We start from the raw sequence: 19,073 nt of genomic DNA, 5'->3' as shown, positions 1-19,073 counted from the left end.
AGAAAAACGGCGCGCAAGGGGTTACGCGCCGGTCGCCATTTGGCAATTTAGGTGATTCTGTCCGGTCGCCGCTGTTCAGCCGCAGTGGGACCGGCTCGGGTCAGTCGATCAGCGCACCAGACACGGCTGCTTGTTGTTGAACGTCCAGTTCGGCACCAGGAATTGCATCGCGACGCTGTCATCCCGCGCGCCGAGGCCCATGCCTTTGTAGAGCTCGTGGGCCTTGGCGACCTGATCCATGTCGATCTCAACACCCAGTCCCGGCTTCTTCGGCACCTGCACATTGCCGCCGATGATCTGCAGCGGTGCCTTGGTCAGGCGCTGGCCGTCCTGCCAGATCCAGTGGGTGTCGATGGCGGTGATGTTGCCCGGCGCAGCGGCGGCGGCGTGGGTGAACATCGCCAGGGAAATATCGAAGTGGTTATTGGAGTGCGAACCCCAGGTCAGGCCCCACTCGTTGCACATCTGCGCGACGCGCACCGAACCCTGCATGGTCCAGAAATGCGGGTCGGCCAGGGGGATGTCCACCGATTGAAGCTGGATGGCATGACCCATTTCGCGCCAGTCGGTGGCGATCATGTTGGTGGCGGTGCGCAGGCCGGTGGCGCGACGGAATTCAGCCATGACTTCGCGGCCCGAGTAACCGTTCTCGGCGCCACAGGGGTCTTCGGCATAGGCCAGCACCTTGTGCTGATCGCGGCACAGACGCACCGCTTCTTTCAGCGACCAGGCGCCGTTCGGGTCGAGGGTAATGCGCGCTTTCGGGAAGCGTTCGGCCAGTGCCGTGACGGCTTCGATTTCCGCATCGCCGCTGAGCACGCCGCCCTTGAGCTTGAAGTCCTCGAAACCGTATTGCGCATACGCCGCCTCGGCCAGACGCACGACTGCTTCCGGGGTCAGTGCTTCTTCGTGACGAACGCGAAACCACTCGTTGTCCGCGTCGGCTTCGGTGCGATAGGGCAGGTTGGTTTTCGTCTGGTCGCCGACGTAAAACAGGTAGCCCAGCATCTTCACTTCATCACGCTGCTGTCCTTCGCCGAGCAGTGCGGCGACCGGCACTTCAAGGTGCTGACCGAGCAAATCCAGCACCGCCGCTTCGATGCCGGTCACCGCGTGGATGGTGATGCGCAGGTCGAAGGTCTGCAGGCCGCGACCGCCGGCATCGCGCTCGGCAAAGGTGCGGCGCACGTCGTTGAGGATCTTCTGGTAGTTGCCGATGCTGCTGCCGACCACCAGGGACCGGGCGTCTTCGAGGGTCTGGCGGATTTTCTCGCCGCCGGGGATTTCACCCACGCCAGTGTGGCCGGCGTTGTCCTTGAGGATAACGATGTTGCGGGTGAAATACGGGCCGTGGGCGCCGCTGAGGTTGAGCAGCATGTCATCGTGGCCAGCCACCGGAATGACCTGCATGTCGGTGATGACGGGGGTGCTGCCGGAAGTCTGTGTGTTCATCGCTAAATCCTTGGTAATACCGGGCGCGTCGTGGCGCTTTCTTTAAAGGGTTCAGAACGTCGAGTTCAGCGCTTGGAGCGCCTGGCTCAGGTGTGGCTGGGCGTCACGTCGACCTTGGCCACCGGCACCGCGCCGGGCTTGGGCGTCGTGCGCACGGTGAACACCAGAATCGCGGCGATGATCGAGGTGACGGTCAGGCCATACAGGCCGCCCTGGATCGAACCGGTCTGCTGTTCGAGGATGCCGAAGGTGGTCGGTGCAACGAAACCGCCCAGGTTGCCCACGGAGTTGATCAGCGCGATGACCCCCGCGGCGATCCGTGCATCCAGATAGCCCTGGGGGATAGGCCAGAACAGCGATGACGCCGATTTGAAGCCCATCGCCGCGAAGCAGATCGCAACAAAGGCAAACACCGGACCGCCCGTGGTCGACATGAACATCCCCGCTGCCGCGATCAACAACGCGACGGCCACCCACGCTTGCTGGTGCTTCCACTTGGCCGACAGCGAGGCGAAGCCGTACATGCAGACGATGGCGATAAACCACGGGATCGAGTTGAACAGGCCAACCTGGAAGTCAGTGAGGTCGCCCATCTTCTTGATGATGCTCGGCAGCCAGAACGTCGCCGCGTAGATGGTCAGCTGGATGAAGAAGTACATCAGGCAGAACAGGATGATCTGCGGGTCCTTGAGCAGCTTGCCGATGGACAGCTTGACCGGGTTGGCCGCTTCGCGAGCCTTCTGTTCAGCGTCGATGGTGTTGACCAGCGCGTCCTTCTCGGCCTCGGTCAGCCATTTGGCGTCGTGGGGTTTGGAGTCGAGCCAGAACCAGACGAAGAAGCACAGGCCGACGGAGAACATGCCTTCGATGAAGTACATCCACTGCCAGCCGTGGTAGCCCAGCGCGTCGATCTGCAGCAACAGGCCGGAGAGCGGGCCGGAGATCACCGACGCGAAGGCCGAGCCGCTGAGGAAGATGGCGATGGCCTTGCCACGCTCGACGCCGGGCAACCAGCGGGTGAAGTAGTAGATCACGCCCGGGAAGAACCCGGCTTCGGCCACGCCCAGCAGGAAGCGCAGGATGTAGAAGTGGGTTTCGGTCTGAATGAACGCCATGCAGGCGGCGACGATGCCCCAGGTCAGCATGATGCGGGTCAGCCAGATGCGCGCGCCGACTTTCTGCAGGAGGATGTTGGAGGGGACTTCGAACATCGCATACGCGATGAAGAACAGGCCGGCACCGAAGCCGTAGGCCGCCGCGCCGATACCCAGGTCATGTTCCATGTGACTACGCACGAAGCCGATGTTGACCCGGTCGATGTAGTTGACGATGAACATGATGACGAACAGCGGCAGGATGTGTCGTTTGACTTTCGAGACCGCCGATTGCAGGACGGAATCGGAGGCGTCATCCGCCCGTGTTGAGGATGTGTTCACTCTGGTAACTCCCACTGATTATTTTTATGCGGGTGGTCAAGCACGTTGTGTGTGACAAGGTGTGTAAGCCCTGTTGCCAGTCATCATACAAGTAATGATGACCTTGGCAACCGGATTTACGGGGGTTGCGAGAAGTATTTCGTCGGGCTAGGCTCGCCTGTCTGACAAGTGGAATGAGTTGCTGGGCGCTGCTGTTTGGCTCTGTTTTCAAGGGTCCTGACCGTGTCGCGATGAGTTTCCGGCGAGTGGTTGAGTGCGTGCAACGAGCGCGGGTGGTCAGGAAAATACAAGTGGATGGCAGGCCTCGGCGGCTGCCGTTCTTTTCAGTACTTATAGGACGACTTCTTTGAACAGCCCCGGACCCTTGTCACCCAAGCGTCGCCAACACAGCCTGGCGACGGACCTGGTCACCGACCTGAGTCAGCGGATCCTGATGGGCACCATTGCGCCGGGTGCGAAGTTGCCGTCGGAGAGCGAGATCGTCCGCGAGCATGGCGTGAGCCGCACCGTCGTGCGCGAAGCGATTTCCAAATTGCAGGCGTCCGGGCTGGTCGAGACCCATCAGGGCAAAGGCACTTACGTGCTGGCACGTTCGGAGCAGAGCGGGCTGCACCTGAAGGTGGAAACCGCGTTCAGCGTGCGGCACATCATCGAACTGCGCATGGGCCTGGAAACCCAGGCCGTCGCCCTGGCCGCGCAACGCCGCAGTCAATCACAGCTAACGGCGATGCGCGCCGCGCTGGATGATTATCAGGACCTGCTGGCGAAGGAAGACAGTTGCGTCGAAGCGGACCGACGCTTTCATCTGCTGATTGCCGAGGCCACCGGCAATCCGTATTTCGTGGAGATCCTGCAGAACCTCGGCATCGCCGTTATCCCGCGCAGCCGCATCGCCACCAGCGAACGGGCCGGGGCGAGCCTCACCCACAGTGCGTATCTGGCCAACCTCGAACACGAAGCCATCCTCGCCGCCATCCGCCGCCAGGACCCCGACGCCGCCCGCGCCGCGATGTGGACTCACCTGAGCAATAGTCGCGAGCGGCTGGCGCCGGTTGAGTGATGGCGCGCGGTTGATGGGGATGCAGTAAGTGAGAGTGACTGCGGCCAATAGTGGGACCGGCTTTAGCCGGGAAGGCGTCGGGCGTCACACCGCGAAATGTGTGTTGCTCTCACGGGCCTCTTCCCGGCTGAAGCCGGTCCCACTATTTGAACGCGGTCTTCTTGTAGGACTGGTTTTAGCCGGGAAGGCGTCGGGTGTCACACCGCGAAATGTGTGTTGCTCTCACTGGCCTCTTCCCGGCTGAAGCCGGTCCCACTATGGGGACGCCAGAACCTCCATCATCACCCCCGACTGCCACTCGAAATACGGATTGAACGTCAGCCGCGCGAAGGCTTTGCCCGGTTCACGATGGCCCCAATCCGAATACCACACCGGCTCGCCGTTCAGGCATTTCTGCATGTCGGCGGATGACTGACCGTTCCAGCAGATCCGCTGACGGCCATTCACCCCGTACAACGGGTTTGCGGGGGAGAACATCAGCCCCATGTGCGAGAACTGGGCGATGCGGTATTCCGGCAAGAGATCGCTGCGCACCAGCACCTTCGGGTTTTTCTGCGCCGCGGCCGGGTCGTTGCCGTACCAGATCAGTCGGCTGAGCGGGTGGGTGAAGCGCGCGTTGAAGGTGTCCAGCACGTAACCGGTATCGAGCACCGAATCGTGCTCGGTGATGGCGACGAACACCGGCTTGTCGTAGGACCCTTTGTCGAGGTGCTTCTGGGCCAACAGCGCGCTGCGGTAGAACTGGGCGAAACCGTTGGTGGGCACGTTCAGGTAGCGGACCGGCGTCTGCATCGGGCGCACGCCATCATCCGGTTTCGCCAGCCAGGGGCGAAACCATCCGATGTATTGGGTGACCCAGGCGTAGGTGTTCGCCGGTTTGAAGGCCGGCGAAAACAGCACCAGACCGGCGATATTCGGGTGCTCGTACGCGTAATCCAGCACCAGGTTCGCACCGGTCGAAAACCCGCCCAGATACACCGTCGGCACCTCCCGCTCAAGAAGCTGCGTCTGCTCGCGCACCACCTGCTGCCACTGACTGAGCGTCACATCCAGCATGTCCGCCGGCTTGCTGCCATGCCCCGGCAGCAACACCGTGCGCACCAGAAACCCCTGCGCCGCGAGCGCCTCGCCGACGTCATTGAACGACCACGGCGAGTCGCCGAGGCCATGGACCAACAAAATCCCCCGCGTGGCTGGCGCTTTGGGCCGCCATTCCCGAGGTGCATTCCACTCGATCTCGGTAGGGTGATCAGGCGTCTGAAAGGTCCGGTTCTGCTCCATCCAGGCGATGGTCTGCTGGCGATATTCGGCAAAACTCACCTGCCCCAGAGGCACCTCGGTGGAGGCGCAGGCCTGAAGGGTCAGGGCGGAGAGGAGGAGGGTGAGGCGGTGTAGCTTTTTGACGGCGGTTCTCAACATAAGTAGACATTGCTCGAGATGGCCATAAAGGTATGGTCGCACTCTGCCATGGCCTGCCTCTGCTGGATATCAACGCAGCGGGTCTGGCGCGAGAAGTCTTGGGAAAATTCAGGCAGACTCCCACCACCCACAAAAACAAGACCTGATGTGTATGAACCCTCATTCCCTTCGCTGCGCAGACACCCCTCATGTTCGCCCTTGACCACGCCCTGGCCCAGGACATCGTCGACCGGGCGATGGCGATTTTGCCGTGCAACGTCAACGTCATGGATTACCTGGGCATCATTATTGGCAGCGGTGAGGCGGAGCGGTTGTACACCCGGCATGAAGGGGCGCAGCTGGTCCTCGCCAATAGCCGCGTGGTGGAGATCGATTCGCACACCGCCCGACAGCTCGACGGCGTGCGCCCGGGGGTGAATCTGCCGCTCATGCTGGATCAGAAACTGATCGGCGTGCTCGGCATCACCGGCGAGCCCGATGACGTGCGGGTCTACGCGGAGCTGGTGAAAATGACCGCCGAGATGCTCATGGAGCATCGACGCCAGCAGGCCGATCAGCAATGGCGGCATCAGCGCAGTGAAGATTTGCTGTCGCGGATATTGCTCGGCGACAGCGCTGCCCATCTGGTCGCCGAAGCTGAACAGCTGGGTTTGCAGCCGCAGTTGCCGCGCCAGGCCGTGTTGCTCGAACTGCCTGAAGGCGCGACCTATGCCGGTGCGATGAGTGCGTGGCTGATGGGGCGTTACGCCAACAGTTGGTGCCTGCCGTGCGAGCCAGGTTTGATCTACTGGTGCCGCGCGGTGGGCAAGGACCGCGACGACGCCTTGCTGCTGGAGCTTTTCAACGAACAGGGCTGGCCCGTGCAACGCATGGCGACCGTCGAACCCTCGGCGGACCTGGCCTCCCTGCGCGCCGCCTGCACCGCCGCCCGCGACCTGCTCGATTACGCGCGCCACTTGCGGCCGACCGTCAAACTGCTGCGGCTGGCCAGCCATCGCGTCGCGCTGCTGTTCTGGCGCAACCGCCACGACTGGTTGGCCCAAGGCATCGCCGAGCCGATCAAACGCCTGCTCGATAACCCGCAATTGCTCGACACCCTGCGCGCCTGGTTCGACTACAGCGGCGAGAGCCAGGCCTGCGCTGACGCACTGGGCATCCATCGCAACAGCCTGCGCTACCGCCTTGAAAAAATCACCGAACTGACCGGCTGCGATCCCTACCGGACCGAAGACCTGCTGCGCCTGTACCTCGGCGCGCAGATGGTGGTCAGGTAAAGCGCTGTCGCAGCGTTGTTCGTATGAACAACCGAGCGAGCCGCCTGTTGTGCAAGCGTAAGGCGGTAAAGTCGCTTCAGGGTGCGAAGATCGGCCATCAGACAAGGAGAACAACATGAAAATCGTCATCGCCCCGGACTCGTTCAAAGACAGCCTCAGCGCCCAAAGTGTCGCCCACGCCATGGCTGCCGGGCTCATCGACGTCTGGCCTGACGCCGAACTGGTCGAGTGCCCGATGGCTGATGGCGGCGAGGGCACCATCGAAGCGGTCTTGGCGGCGTGCGACGGTGAGTGGATGAGCAATCAGGTCAGCGGACCGCTTGCGCAGCCCGTGCAGGCGCAGTGGGGCTGGCTGGCGGACACGCGTACGGCGATCATCGAAATGGCCATGGCCAGCGGTCTGCAACTGTTAAGCCTGGACCAGCGCGACGCGACCATCACCAGCACGTTTGGCACTGGCGAACTGATCAAGGCCGCGCTGGATGCCGGCGCCGAGCGGGTAATCCTGGCCATCGGCGGCAGCGCGACCAATGATGCCGGCACCGGCATGCTGTCGGCGCTGGGTGCGCGCTTTCTCGATCACGACGATAAACCCCTCGCTCCCGGCGGCCTGGCCCTCGCGCACCTGGCGCGTATCGACCTGACCGGGCTCGACCCGCGCTTGAATAGCGTGCAGTTCGAAGTCGCCGCTGACGTCAACAATCCCCTGTGCGGGGTGCAAGGCGCGTCGCACATCTTCGGCCCGCAGAAGGGCGCCTCCCCTGAGCAGGTACTGGCGCTGGACGCAGCCCTCGGGCATTTCGCCAAGCACTCGGTTCAGGCACTGGGTCGCGACGACAGCGAATACCCCGGCAGCGGTGCGGCAGGTGGCATGGGCTTCGCGGCCAAGGCCTATTTGAACGCGTCGTTCCGCCCCGGTGTGGAGGTGGTCGCCGACCTGACCGGACTGGCCGACGCACTGGATGGCGCCGACCTGGTGATCACCGGCGAAGGCCGTTTCGACGCCCAGACCCTGCGCGGCAAAACCCCCTTCGGCGTCGCCCGGATGGCTCAGCGCAACAACGTGCCGGTCATCGTGCTGGCCGGGACATTAGGGGAAGGCTACGCCGACCTGTATGCCCACGGCATCAGCGCCGCCTTCGCCGTGACCAGCGGGCCGATGACGCTGGAGTTCGCCTGCGCCAACGCGGCGACGTTGCTCCATGACCGCGCGCGGGATATCGCCCGGGTGTGGGCCCTCGCGGCCCGCTAAAGATTCACTGAGCGGTCGCCTCGATCAGGCGGTCTTCAGGTGCATCAGCGGAATGGGCCTGCGCATTAAGGTGCCCACCAGCACCGCGGCCAACAGGGCGATCAAGCCCGCAACCCACAACACCGAGCCGAAGCCCGAGACAAAGGCGTCCCGGGCCAGCGGCTGAATCATTCCCCGCGCGCTGGCGTCGACGGTTTGCAGCGCAGCGTCCATGTCGCCGGCCACCACCCGTGAGGCGATGTGCTCGGCCTGATCGAGAAGGTGGGGCGCGACGGTCGCCAGTGTGTTCTTCAGCGATCCGAGCGTATGGCTGGCGAGCAGCGCGCCATAGACGCCGATCGCCAGCATGATCGCGCTGAACCGCATGGTCGTGCTCATCCCCGACGCCATGCCGGTGCGTTCGCGGGGTACGCAGGCCATGATGTTTTTCTGCGTGTCACCATTGAGCAAGCCCGCGCCCGCACCGGTCACCGCCATCGCTGCGGCGAACGCCGGGTAGCCGCCAATCCCGGTGGCCCAGGCGCACAGCAGGTTGCCGACGCCCACGAGGGTCAGGCCCAGCGCCATCATGGCGGCCGGCGACAGGTGCCGTGACAGCGTCGGCCCGAAGCGCGGCAACAGCAGCATGGTGATCGCGAACGGCAGCATCCCCAGCCCCGAATCAATGGCGCTGAAGCCCAGGCCGTTCTGCAGGTAAAACGGCAGCAACGTCATCATCACCTGGGCGCAGCCGGCGTAGGCGAACATGCCGAGCAGGGCGCCGATGAAGCGCGGGTAGTTGAACAGCTGCAAATCGACCATCGGCCGGCGTTGCAGGCGCTCGGCGATGACGAACAGCACGAGCAGCACCGCCCCCGCTGCCAGGCGCATGGACGTGAGCGGATGGTCCCAGCCGATTCGGTTGGCTTCTATCAGGCCCCAGATCAGGCTCAGCAGGCTGGTGCTGAAAAACAGACTGCCCCAGGGATCGAGACGCGCCGACTGCTCGTTGCGTGACTCTTGGATGTTCCGCATGACCATCAACAATAGCCCAAGACCCACGGGCAGGTTGAGGTAGAAAATCCAGCGCCAGCCGATCAGCTCGGCAATCAACCCGCCGATCGTGGGGGCGGCGGTCATGGCCACACCCATGCACGCGCCCCAGAACGCCCAGGCCTTGGCGCGCTCGGCTTCGTCGTGGAAAACGTGGCCGATGGTCGCCAGCGCCGAGGTCAGCAGCAAAGCCGCGCCGACGCCTTTGATCGCCCGGGCAATGTCAAGGAAAAGAATGTCCGGCGCCGCGCCACAACCCAGCGATGCCAGGATGAACAGCACCAGCCCGGTGATCAGCATGCGCTTGCGCCCAAAGCGATCGGCCAGGCTGCCCGCTGGCAGCAACAGCGCGGCGAAGGCCAGCATGTAGGCGCTGACCACCCACTCGATGTCGGCAAAACCGACGCCCAGATCACGCGCGATGCTCGGCAGGGTCACGGCGACAATGTTGGTGTCGAGCACAATCAGCGCGCACACGCCGCAGGCTGTGAGCAGGGTCATGCGGGGGCTGGGTCGAGACATTTGCGGGGCTCCGGACGCTGTTAGGTGCTGACTAACGCAGGTCGCTATTAAAGGGTTCGTCGCCTGAACAGAGTAAGGGGATATGCCTTATGCTCTGTTACCCGCTCCCCGCTTTTTCATTACCTCTCAGGTAACGCTCCATGGAAATTCGTCACTTTCGCTACTTTCTGGCCGTTGCCCGCCATCGGCATTTCACCCGCGCCGCCGAGCAACTGGGCATCGCGCCGCCCACGCTCACACGGCAGATTCAGGACCTGGAGAACGCGCTGGGCACCCGACTGTTTCTGCGCGAGCAGCGGGAGGTGAGGCTGACGGAAGCGGGGCGCGCGCTGCAGATCGAGGCCGAACTGGCGGTGCGTCAGTTTGAAACCGCGCAGTACAACGTCCAGCGCGCCGGCCGTGGCGAGGCCGGCAGGATCGAGTTGGGCTACGTCGCCTCAGCGGTGTTTTCCGGGGTATTGCAGCGCCACGTCTGCCAGTTTCGTGAGCGCCACGCTGACGTCGAATTCAGCATCAACGAGCACCTGATGCCGACACTGCCGCGGCTCATAGAGGAGGGGCGGCTGGACGTGGGTTTCATCCGCTCTCCCATGCAGTTGCCCGATTCCTTGAGCGCCGTGCAGTTGCTGACGGAGGGTTTTGCCCTGGCGCTGCCGGACAGTTCGTGGCTGTGCAAGCTGAAGGTCATCCATGGGGTGAACCTGCAGAACGAGACGTTCATCCTGCCTGAGCAGATTTCCGGCACCCTGGAGGTGGCCGCCCATGGCGGTTTCGCGCCGACCCTGGGTCCGCAGCCGGGCGGGCTGGTGTCGGTGATTGCGCTGGTGAGTCTCGGTCAGGGTGTGGCGGTGGTGCCGGAGTCGGTGGTGGATCACATTCGTCTGCCGAATGTGGTGTATCGGCGGATTGAGGATTGCCAGCCGAGCTCGTCGTTGTCGCTGATCCACCGACGCCACGAAAAGGCCCCGGCGGTGATCAGGTTTGTTGAGTACGTCAAAGCTGCCGGCGCGTCGTAAAGTCAATCTCGCCCGATTGCGCGGTGCTGCTTAGAGAAGATCAAGGGCGTCTGCCTGGGGGCAGACTGTTTCGCCTTCGGCGAGTTACTTGGAAAAGCACCCCAAGTAACCAAGGGTGCTTGCTCCTGGTTAGGCCCTTCCTTCGTCAGGGTTCCTTCACTCCGGTCTCGCTCCGTGGGCCCGCCGCCATCCGCCATCCATGGCGGGGGGCGGCTCTCGCGGCATCCATGCCGCTCGGCCCACGCAGCGAGACCTGCGTTCAGCCTGCACCCAAGTCGCGGATTGTGTCGTCTGAACTATCTGCGCAAGAAGATCAAAAGCAAAATCGAGGGCAAAAGCAAAGGCTTCCCGGCTGAAGCCGGTCCTACAGTCGAGGTCGCCGCCGCTGTTTCTGATCGTTCCCACGCTCCGCGTGGTAACGACGCGCCGGACGCTCTGCGTCCCTTAGAGGACGTGCATTCGGGCCTGGGGAAATGACGCGGAGCGTCACGGGATGCATTCCCACGCGGAGCGTGGGAACGATCAAACGGCGGGTACTCGTAGGACCGGCTTTAGCCGGGAAGCTCTTGATCTGCTTCTGATCTGCTTCTGATCTGCTTCTGATCTGCTTCTGATCTGCTTCTGATCTGCTTCTGATCTGCTCTTGCTCTTCATACGCAAAAGCCCAGACACCACAAATCGCGACTTGGGTGCAGGCTGAACGCAGGTCTCGTGGAGTGGGCCGAGCGGCATGGATGCCGCGAGAGCCGCCCCCCGCCATGGATGGCGGATGGCGGCGGGCCCACGGAGCGAGGCCGGAGTGAAGGAACCCCGAGGAACGAGGGGCCAAACCAGGAGCAAGCACCCTTGGTTACTTGGGGTGCTTTTCCAAGTAACTCGGCGAAGCCGAAACAGTCTGCCCCTAGGCAGACGCTCTTGATTTTGACCTTCGTACGCAACACCGGGGGTCTAGCGGTGGACCTGCGAAACGCCTAAATCTTGGCTGCTTCAGGCACCCGCCCATACACATCCGTAAACCGCACGATATCGTCCTCTCCCAAATACTCCCCGCTCTGCACCTCGATCATCACCAGATCAATCACCCCCGGATTGACCAGCCGATGAGTGTGCCCGGGCTGGATGAAGGTCGATTCATTGGTGTCAAGCATGAACTCCTTCTCCCCATTGGTAACCCTCGCCATGCCGCTGACCACAATCCAGTGCTCGCTGCGGTGGTGATGCATCTGCAACGACAACGACGCCTGCGGCTTGACCACAATGCGCTTGATCTTGAAACGCTTGCCTTCCTCCAGCACCGTGTAAGTCCCCCACGGCCGGGTCACGGTGTTGTGCAGCAAGTACGCCGGATGCCCCTGACGCTTGAGCGCCTGCGCGATAACCTTGACCTCCTGACTGCGATCGGCGTCGGCAATCAGCAACGCATCCGGCGTGTCGATGATGATCAGGTTATCCAGACCCACCGCACCCACCAGCCGCTTCTTCGAGTCGATGTAGCAGTTGGTCACGTCGTGCAGCACCACCTCGCCGTTGCATCGGTTGCCATGTTCATCGGCCGGACTCAGCTCGCGAATGGCCTGCCACGAACCGATGTCGCTCCAGCCCATCTCGCACGGCACCACCGCCACCTTCTGCGAATGCTCCATCAATGCGTAATCGATGGAAATGTCCGGCGCCAGGGCGAAGGTCGTGCTGTCCAGCTCGATCTGCAACTCGTTGCGGCCTTCCTTGCTGTTGCACTGCGCCAGGCAATGGCGCACGGCGGTCAGCACGTCGGGCGAGTGAACTTCCAGCTCTGCGAGCAGCACATCGACGCGCATGCAGAACATCCCGGCGTTCCACAAATGCAGACCGCCCGCGAGATAGTCCTCGGCGGTCACGGCATCGGGTTTCTCGACGAAGCGCGCGACCTGATAAGCCTCGCTGCTGAGGGCCTGGCCTTTCTCGATGTAGCCAAAACCGGTTTCGGCGCGGGAGGGGATCAGACCGAACGTCACCAGCCAGCCCTCGTCGGCCAGTTTGCGTGCGCTCTGCACGGCGGCCTCGAACGCGGCAACGTCAGTGATCAACTGGTCCGCCGGCAGAATCAACAGCTGCGCGTCGTCGCCATAGCGCTCCTGAACGTGCAGCGCCGCGGCGGCGATGGCCGGTGCGGTGTTGCGGCCGAACGGCTCGAGCAGAAACTCGAGCGCCAACTGGTGCTTGTTCAGCAGCCGGTAGTCATCGACGGTGCGGAAATACACTTCCCGATTGGTGACGGTGAGGACGCTTTCGACGCCGTCCAGCTGGCTAGCGCGATTGAAGGTCTTCTGCAGCAGGCTTTCGCCGTCCGGCAGGCGCATGAAGGGTTTGGGCATTGCCTCCCGTGAAACAGGCCACAGCCGGGTGCCGGCGCCGCCAGCGATAATGCAGGGAATCAGTTGCATGGGGTTCTCGCCTCTTCGATCCATGAATCAATGACTGGGGCTGCACTCCCGATCATTCCGAAGAAAGTCAATTTAATGACTTTATCGTAGCATTCGGGCGAATTAGCCAATTATTTGTCGATTAGGCGCTTTCCGCCCGCGCATTTCAAGGGGTTGTAACGCGGAATTAACGCCTCTCGTCCCCTATTTACGGGGCGTAAACCCCCGGCAACTCGGCGTTGCCCGTAGGTGAACCCAGAGCGGTGGCAAGGCCGGCGCGCGTAAGTCTCTGCCATTTAAGGCTTTTTGCCATCACTGAGCGGGCTGGCATCCAACTTCAGCCGTGTCCGGATGAATGCCAAAGCGTTTCCTGTCGAGGACGCCGGGTTAAAAGATTTTTCATCCACCGGGCTTTTTTTGCAGCACGCGCGGTCAACACATCACGCATCAACTCGAACACGCAAAAGGAAGGGACATGGCAGCGCGCAGGGCATTACTGATTCTTCACGGCAAGCAGGCGCTCAATGAGGATGTCCGCGAGGCGGTGGCGCGCAAGCGCAAACACGGCTGGGACCTGGACGTGCGCGTGACCTGGGAAGCGGGCGATGCCCAGCGCCTGGTACGTGAGGGTCTGGAGGCCGGTCATCGGCAGATCATCGCCGGTGGCGGCGATGGCACATTGCGCGACGTGGCGGAGGCGCTGGCGCTGTCTGAAGTCGACGCCAGTCTGGTGATCATGCCCCTGGGCACGGCCAATGATTTCGCCCGTTCGGCGGGTGTGCCGCTGGAACCCGACCAGGCCCTCGACCTGCTGGATGTCCCGGCGCGTGCGGTTGATATGGGTGCGGTGGGCGGTCAGCTGTTCCTCAACATGGCCACCGGCGGGTTTGGCAGCCAGGTCACCGCCAACACCTCCGAAGACCTGAAAAAGATCCTCGGTGGTGCGGCCTATCTGTTCACCGGCCTTACGCGTTTCAGCGAGTTGAAAGCGGCCTACGGCGAATTCACCGGCCCGGACTTTCACTGGAAGGGCGAGATGCTGGCGCTGGGGATCGGCAACGGTCGTCAGGCGGGCGGCGGCCATCCGTTGTGCCCGGAAGCTCTCGCCGATGACGGCCTGCTGGACATCAGTATTCTGCCAGCGCCCCAGGAGGTGGTGAGCACGCTGAAGAGCCTGCTCGAAGGCGGTCTGGGCCTCGATAACATGTTCGTCCGCGCGCGGCTGCCATGGGTCGAGCTCAAGTCGGCGCAGGGGCTGAATATCAATCTCGACGGCGAACCGCTGAGCGGCGAAGCAACCCGTTTCGAGGCGCGAGCAGGCGCGTTGCGCGTGCACCTGCCGTCGCATTCGCCCTTGCTGGGGCAGACGCGACAACTCGCCTGAGCATCAACAACCGTCAGGTGAGCCGCGACCGCACGCTCATCTGACGCCATCAGTCATCCAGGCTGATGATTCTCTCCCTCACACAGAACAGCACCAGCCCAGGCACGTCGTAGATGTGCAGCCGTTTCATGATCTGCGCGCGATGGGTTTCCACCGTTTTGACGCTCAGACCGAGGCCGCCGGCGATCTCGCGGGTTGAGGTGCCCCTTACCACCAGCCGCAGGATTTCCAGCTGGCGGGCGGTGAGGTTATGACCTTCCGCAGGTTCGACGGGCGTCATCTGGCTGCTGACCAATGCCTGGCTGATCACCGTGTGAGCGACGGCCGGGCTCAGGTAGCGTTCGCCATCGCGCAGGGCGTTCAGCGCGTGTTCGATCTCGCTGGCGGTTGCATCTTTAAGTAGGTAACCGTGGGCGCCGCACGCCAGCGCGCGCATGATCAGGCATGGCTCGGTGTGCATCGACAGAATCAGCACCTTGCTGTCCGGCAGCGTCTGACGCAGGCGTTGCAAGGCGTCCAGCCCGTCGCTGTCGCCCATGGAGATGTCGAGCAGAATGATGTCGGGTTCCAGCTGCAGGCTCATTTCCAGCAATTGATGGCCATTGCTGGCCTCGCCGATAACAGCGTAACCCGGGATGTCCGACACCAGCGCGCGGACACCGGCGCGGATCAGCGCGTGATCATCCACCAGCAGTACGTTGCAGACACTCACGGCTTGCTGCCTTCAGCGCGTCCGCGGACACGCGGCGCCCACGGAAACAACGCCTGAATGCAGGTGCCTTGCCCGGGCTCGCTGGCGACGTTCAATTCACCGCCCAACAGGCTCGCGCGCTCGGCCATGCCCGCCATACCGCGCTGCCCCTGACCGGCGGGGCTCCGCGCAGGAGCGAATCCCTGACCATCATCGCGAATGTTCAGCCACAACCCTTCCGGTCGGCGCTGCAGTTGCACGCGCAGGTTTTGCGCCTGGGCGTGGCGCAGCATATTGGTCACGGCTTCCTGGGTAATGCGGAATGCCGCCACCGCGATCTCTTCGGGAATACCGTCCAGGCGCTGCTGGCATTCCAGGCTCCACTGCACGGAAGTGGCTGACAGCGTGCGCAGCAGATGCGCGCGCAGGCTGGCTTCCAGTCCCAGGCTGGTGAGCTGTCGGGGGTTGAGAATGGCGGACAGGTCGCGAACCTTCGCCAGGGTTTCATCAAGGGTGTTGATGAGCATCGTGCACTGCGCGTGCAGCTCCTGCGGGGCGCGGCGCTGCAGCCAGTCGCTCTGCATTTTTGCTGCCGTGAGCATCTGGCCGATGTCGTCGTGCAGCTCGCGGCTCAGGCGATGACGTTCGGTTTCCTGAACCTGCAGCATGTGATCGGCGAGTTCCTTGGGCTGGAACTGAATGGTCCGGTTCGGGCGGGTCATGCTGTAACAGAGGCCTGCAAATGCCAGCCCGTTGACGATGGCCAGCTCCAGCGGCAGGGTGCCGCTCGCCAGGTACGCGATCACATTGCAGCCCGTGGTCCCCAGGCACAGCAGGGCTGCCCAGCGAATGGTGCTGCCGGGGTTCATTCGCAGAAAGCCAGGGAATTTGCTGCTGCCATGCATAGCGGATGAAGCCATCGATAATGGATGTCTACACCTGACGGATCTGCCAGGCCATTTGAAAGGGCATTGCGAAGAACACAGTGCTGTACTTCCTCTGTATGGGTACAGCGTGTTCGAACGACTCGTCGAATGGACAGAAAAAGTGCTGCTTGAAGCGCTCTTTCGAGCGCGCCGATAGTACCTTAATTGTCGGCGTTATTAAGGGCTGAGGTTGAAACCCGACTCACATCAACAACAGAGCCGGTTGTCCGTTCAGTCAGCTTTCAAGTCCGGAAGTCGAGTGCGTGTTCAGGAAATCAGCAGCCATTCATCGCGTTTCACTGTGATCGGCGTGCTTGGCGGCGAGCACGTCGCGCTGCCCGGGATTGACCGACCAGCCGGGATTGGCGGCGACGTTATTGTCCGGGCTGCCCACCCCGCACTGGCTGGCGAATGCGTCCAGCAAACCGCGCTGCTCGCTGTCGTCCAGCGTCAGCGATCCGGTGTGAGGGTCGATGAGTTCAAGCTGCCAGGCCATCAGCTCAAAGCAGCGCTTGAGCGTGGGCAATGCCTCTGGCTGCAAGTGGCCGCCCGCGCTGGCGAAGTAAAGGAGATAACGCAACTGCCGGGCGAAACCGCAGACCGCTTCCACGCGATGGGTGTCTGCCTTGCCGGCAAGGTGGTGCAATGTGGTGAGCAGGCATTCCATCGCGTCACCATCATCGCTGATCAATTCCAGATGACTGAGGCATTCATCGGCGCGGCACATGAGTGTCTGGGTATCGCTGAGAAACTCTGCGTGCAACTGCTGCCATTCATTGCCGTTCAGCATGTGCAATCTCCACTCTTCACAAATGGCGACGTCAGGTCGCGTGGGGCGAGTGGCCCAAAGTTAATGTTGAGGGCACTGGAAAGTCTGTAGGGCGTTTCTGATTGTTGCGAATGGTCGGGCAGGGTGGCGTGATCAGCATGAGCGCGTGAAACGATCATCTGTACACAGGCCTCAAGAGAAGGGTCCTTCGCAAGGGTTCCGGCGAGTAGTGGGGAAACTTCCGCGAGCGCAACCGCATGCCTGACTCCATTCATTTACGAGAAGGGCGTCACAGTAATGACTATTGGAAAAGCCGAATATCAGGTTCGCCCCGATTGCCCTTAGGGGTTACCCCTACTCGCGGTGGCAGGTTGCACTGGCTGGTCATCGGGCCGCGCATCTGAAAGCCGCGCCGTTCGCCGTTCTGCCAGTGCTCGGGTCTGTCGATGGGGTTGCGGTGATGTTATTGTGATATCAAGTGCGCGGCGCGCGTTTCTATCCCGATTAAGGTCTGTCATGGGGCTGCCGATACAGGGTAGGCGGACTTACTTGAACCCTGCTCCAGGAGCAACAGATGGCTGGCATTCTCGACACAGTAGACCAACGTACACAGCTGGTAGGTGAGAACCGCCTGGAAATCCTTATGTTCCGCCTGGCCGGCCGACAGTTGTTCGCGATCAACGTATTCAAGGTGCAGGAAGTCCTGCAATTGCCCAAGCTGACACTGATGCCCCAGCGTCATCCGTTCGTGTGCGGCGTGGTCAACCTGCGCGGGCAGACCCTGCCGGTGATCGACCTGTCCCAGGCCATCGGCATGCGCCCGCTTGTGCCAGGGCCTTCGAGCACGATCATCGTCACCGAATACAACCGCTCGGTTCAGGCGTTTCTGGTGGGCGGCGTCGACCGTATCGTCAACATGAACTGGGAGGCGATTCTGCCGCCACCGACCAGCGCCGGGCGTCAGCATTACCTGACCGCCATCAGCAAGGTCGATGACCAGCTGGTGGAGATCATCGACGTGGAGAAAGTCCTCGCCGAGATCGTGCCGTACAGTGCCAAGGTCTCCCGCGACAAGCTGGAAGATCCGGTCCTCGCCCGGGCCATTGGCCGCGAAGTGCTGTTGGTAGACGATTCCAATGTGGCGCTCTCGCAGTTGCGTGACACCCTGGGTCAGCTCGGCGTGAAGATGCACGTTGCCCGTGACGGGTTGAAAGCCCTGAACATGCTCAAGGGCTGGGCGGACACCGGCGAAGTCATGACCGACAAGCTGTTGATGGTCTTCACCGACGCCGAAATGCCGGAAATGGACGGCTACCGCCTGACCACGGAAATCCGTAACGACCCACGCTTGCGCGGCCTCTATGTCGTGCTGCACACCTCGCTGTCCGGGAGCTTCAACGAGTCCATGGTCAAGAAGGTTGGATGCGATAACTTCCTCTCCAAATTCCAGCCGGACAAGCTGGTCGACGTGGTCCGCGAGCGGCTCATGCTCGACAACTGATCCGTTTCTGTTTCAAGCCCCTTGCTGTATGGAGGGGCTTTTTTGCATCTGTACCGCTTGGTTTTCCGGCGTCTCGTATAGAGTGGTGGCTTTCCGCTCTGGCATAAGGACGCGTACATGTTTCACCTCAGCGCACTGTATCGGTACCCCCTCAAATCCTGCATGGCCGAGACGTTGCAGCAGGCCCGTTTCGATGAGTTGGGCATGAGTGGCGATCGTCGCTGGATGCTGGTGGATGAAGCCAGTGGGCGCTTTTACAGCCAGCGCGCGCTGCCGCAGATGTCGCAGCTCTCGGTGCTGTGGAAGGGCGATGGGGTGACGCTGTCGGCGCCGGGCCTGGGCAGTCTGGATGTGCCGGTGCCGGTCGATGAAGAAGCCAATCTGCGCGGCATCACGATCTGGCGCGACACTTTTCGGGTGCCGGACGCGGGCGAGGACGCGGCGCGTTGGGTCAGCGCCTTGGTGGGCAAGCCGACGCGGCTGGTGCACGTGCCGAAAGAGCGCGCTCGCTGGCTGCCTTCAGGCTACGGGACGGTGGAAGACAGGGTCGGGTTCGCTGACGGTTTTCCGCTGTTGCTGATCGGGCAGTCTTCACTGGACGATTTGTCGCAGAAGGTGGGTCGCCCGCTGGAAATGTTGCGCTTTCGTCCGAATCTGGTGGTGTCTGGCGCCGAGCCGTTCGCGGAGGATGGCTGGAAGCGGATTCGGATTGGCGGCGTTGAACTGCGGGTGCTAAAGCCGTGCTCGCGGTGCATCCTGACGACGGTCGACCCGGCAACCGGTGAGCGCAGCGCGGATCGCGAACCGATGACCACACTGAAGACCTATCGAGAGCGGGAAGGGGAGATCTGGTTTGGCCAGAACCTGGTGAGCGATGGCCCAGGGCTGGTCGAGGTCGGAATGGAGGTTGAAGTGCTCGAGTAGTCGGGCGCTTGCC

15 protein-coding genes are annotated in these 19,073 nt (G+C 62.4%); 7 read left to right on the top strand and 8 right to left on the bottom strand.

Annotation, left to right across the window (positions count from 1 at the left end; genetic code table 11):
* Nucleotides 1–108: 108 nt before the first annotated feature.
* Nucleotides 109–1,452 (bottom strand): glucarate dehydratase, encoded by a 1,344-nt coding sequence (gudD, locus tag ACYASU_RS05280; RefSeq protein WP_346627834.1) that lies wholly within the window; start codon nucleotides 1,450–1,452, stop codon nucleotides 109–111.
* Between the two features lie 86 nt (nucleotides 1,453–1,538).
* Nucleotides 1,539–2,888: an MFS transporter gene (locus ACYASU_RS05275; RefSeq protein ID WP_192172347.1), complete on the bottom strand. Its 1,350-nt coding sequence runs from the start codon at nucleotides 2,886–2,888 to the stop codon at nucleotides 1,539–1,541.
* Nucleotides 2,889–3,234: 346 nt separating this feature from the next.
* Between ACYASU_RS05275 and ACYASU_RS05270 the strand changes: the two genes are divergently transcribed.
* Nucleotides 3,235–3,948 (top strand): FadR/GntR family transcriptional regulator, encoded by a 714-nt coding sequence (locus tag ACYASU_RS05270; RefSeq protein ID WP_463582158.1) that lies wholly within the window; start codon nucleotides 3,235–3,237, stop codon nucleotides 3,946–3,948.
* Nucleotides 3,949–4,203: 255 nt separating this feature from the next.
* Here ACYASU_RS05270 and ACYASU_RS05265 read toward each other — a convergent pair whose 3' ends face one another.
* On the bottom strand, nucleotides 4,204–5,367 hold the full coding sequence (locus tag ACYASU_RS05265; protein WP_463582157.1) for an alpha/beta hydrolase: 1,164 nt from the start codon (nucleotides 5,365–5,367) through the stop codon (nucleotides 4,204–4,206).
* 188 nt (nucleotides 5,368–5,555) lie between these two features.
* On the opposite strand from ACYASU_RS05265, the gene ACYASU_RS05260 reads away from it, so the two are divergent.
* Both ACYASU_RS05260 and ACYASU_RS05255 read left to right on the top strand, forming a co-directional pair.
* Entirely contained in the window at nucleotides 5,556–6,641 is a 1,086-nt protein-coding gene (locus ACYASU_RS05260) for a CdaR family transcriptional regulator (RefSeq protein WP_463582156.1), read from the top strand.
* Between the two features lie 115 nt (nucleotides 6,642–6,756).
* Entirely contained in the window at nucleotides 6,757–7,893 is a 1,137-nt protein-coding gene (locus tag ACYASU_RS05255; RefSeq protein WP_463582155.1) for a glycerate kinase, read from the top strand.
* A gap of 24 nt (nucleotides 7,894–7,917) precedes the next feature.
* Here ACYASU_RS05255 and ACYASU_RS05250 read toward each other — a convergent pair whose 3' ends face one another.
* Complete coding sequence (locus ACYASU_RS05250; RefSeq protein ID WP_463582154.1) at nucleotides 7,918–9,447, bottom strand: MFS transporter; 1,530 nt, start codon at nucleotides 9,445–9,447, stop codon at nucleotides 7,918–7,920.
* Nucleotides 9,448–9,587: 140 nt separating this feature from the next.
* On the opposite strand from ACYASU_RS05250, the gene ACYASU_RS05245 reads away from it, so the two are divergent.
* Nucleotides 9,588–10,463 carry a LysR family transcriptional regulator gene (locus tag ACYASU_RS05245; RefSeq protein WP_463582153.1) on the top strand — a complete coding sequence of 292 codons (876 nt, stop codon included), beginning with the start codon at nucleotides 9,588–9,590 and terminating at the stop codon, nucleotides 10,461–10,463.
* A 971-nt stretch (nucleotides 10,464–11,434) separates the two neighbouring features.
* Here the strand turns inward: ACYASU_RS05245 and ACYASU_RS05240 are convergent.
* Nucleotides 11,435–12,886, bottom strand: coding sequence for a mannose-1-phosphate guanylyltransferase/mannose-6-phosphate isomerase (locus ACYASU_RS05240; RefSeq protein ID WP_463582152.1), 1,452 nt, complete (start codon nucleotides 12,884–12,886; stop codon nucleotides 11,435–11,437).
* Nucleotides 12,887–13,340: 454 nt separating this feature from the next.
* Between ACYASU_RS05240 and yegS the strand changes: the two genes are divergently transcribed.
* Nucleotides 13,341–14,249, top strand: a complete 909-nt coding sequence (yegS, locus tag ACYASU_RS05235) for a lipid kinase YegS (RefSeq protein WP_463582151.1) — start codon at nucleotides 13,341–13,343, stop codon at nucleotides 14,247–14,249.
* Between the two features lie 49 nt (nucleotides 14,250–14,298).
* On the opposite strand, the gene ACYASU_RS05230 is transcribed toward yegS, so the two are convergent.
* The 3 genes from ACYASU_RS05230 to ACYASU_RS05220 form a co-directional block, all read right to left on the bottom strand.
* On the bottom strand, nucleotides 14,299–14,961 hold the full coding sequence (locus tag ACYASU_RS05230) for a response regulator (protein ID WP_463582150.1): 663 nt from the start codon (nucleotides 14,959–14,961) through the stop codon (nucleotides 14,299–14,301).
* Nucleotides 14,958–15,809 carry a sensor histidine kinase gene (locus ACYASU_RS05225; RefSeq protein WP_463582149.1) on the bottom strand — a complete coding sequence of 284 codons (852 nt, stop codon included), beginning with the start codon at nucleotides 15,807–15,809 and terminating at the stop codon, nucleotides 14,958–14,960. The genes ACYASU_RS05230 and ACYASU_RS05225 overlap by 4 nt, the downstream gene beginning before the upstream one ends.
* Before the next feature lie 343 nt (nucleotides 15,810–16,152).
* Nucleotides 16,153–16,656 (bottom strand): hypothetical protein, encoded by a 504-nt coding sequence (locus ACYASU_RS05220; protein WP_463582148.1) that lies wholly within the window; start codon nucleotides 16,654–16,656, stop codon nucleotides 16,153–16,155.
* A 553-nt stretch (nucleotides 16,657–17,209) separates the two neighbouring features.
* Here ACYASU_RS05220 and ACYASU_RS05215 point away from each other — a divergent pair.
* Entirely contained in the window at nucleotides 17,210–18,136 is a 927-nt protein-coding gene (locus ACYASU_RS05215; protein ID WP_192172359.1) for a chemotaxis protein CheV, read from the top strand.
* A 117-nt stretch (nucleotides 18,137–18,253) separates the two neighbouring features.
* Entirely contained in the window at nucleotides 18,254–19,060 is an 807-nt protein-coding gene (locus ACYASU_RS05210) for an MOSC domain-containing protein (RefSeq protein ID WP_463582147.1), read from the top strand.
* Nucleotides 19,061–19,073 lie beyond the last annotated feature (13 nt).

The organism is Pseudomonas sp. HP_12 (genome assembly GCF_055283955.1).
This window is presented reverse-complemented; position numbering and strand designations above follow the sequence as displayed.

Bases quoted from the DNA above. Each gene is read 5' to 3' on its own strand.
- gudD (WP_346627834.1), bottom strand. From the start codon at position 1,452: ATGAACACACAGACTTCCGGCAGCACCCCCGTCATCACCGACATGCAG.
- ACYASU_RS05265 (WP_463582157.1), bottom strand. From the start codon at position 5,367: ATGTTGAGAACCGCCGTCAAAAAGCTACACCGCCTCACCCTCCTCCTC.
- ACYASU_RS05260 (WP_463582156.1), top strand. From the start codon at position 5,556: ATGTTCGCCCTTGACCACGCCCTGGCCCAGGACATCGTCGACCGGGCG.
- ACYASU_RS05255 (WP_463582155.1), top strand. From the start codon at position 6,757: ATGAAAATCGTCATCGCCCCGGACTCGTTCAAAGACAGCCTCAGCGCC.
- ACYASU_RS05250 (WP_463582154.1), bottom strand. From the start codon at position 9,447: ATGTCTCGACCCAGCCCCCGCATGACCCTGCTCACAGCCTGCGGCGTG.
- ACYASU_RS05245 (WP_463582153.1), top strand. From the start codon at position 9,588: ATGGAAATTCGTCACTTTCGCTACTTTCTGGCCGTTGCCCGCCATCGG.
- ACYASU_RS05240 (WP_463582152.1), bottom strand. From the start codon at position 12,886: ATGCAACTGATTCCCTGCATTATCGCTGGCGGCGCCGGCACCCGGCTG.
- yegS (WP_463582151.1), top strand. From the start codon at position 13,341: ATGGCAGCGCGCAGGGCATTACTGATTCTTCACGGCAAGCAGGCGCTC.
- ACYASU_RS05225 (WP_463582149.1), bottom strand. From the start codon at position 15,809: ATGAACCCCGGCAGCACCATTCGCTGGGCAGCCCTGCTGTGCCTGGGG.
- ACYASU_RS05220 (WP_463582148.1), bottom strand. From the start codon at position 16,656: ATGCTGAACGGCAATGAATGGCAGCAGTTGCACGCAGAGTTTCTCAGC.
- ACYASU_RS05215 (WP_192172359.1), top strand. From the start codon at position 17,210: ATGGCTGGCATTCTCGACACAGTAGACCAACGTACACAGCTGGTAGGT.
- ACYASU_RS05210 (WP_463582147.1), top strand. From the start codon at position 18,254: ATGTTTCACCTCAGCGCACTGTATCGGTACCCCCTCAAATCCTGCATG.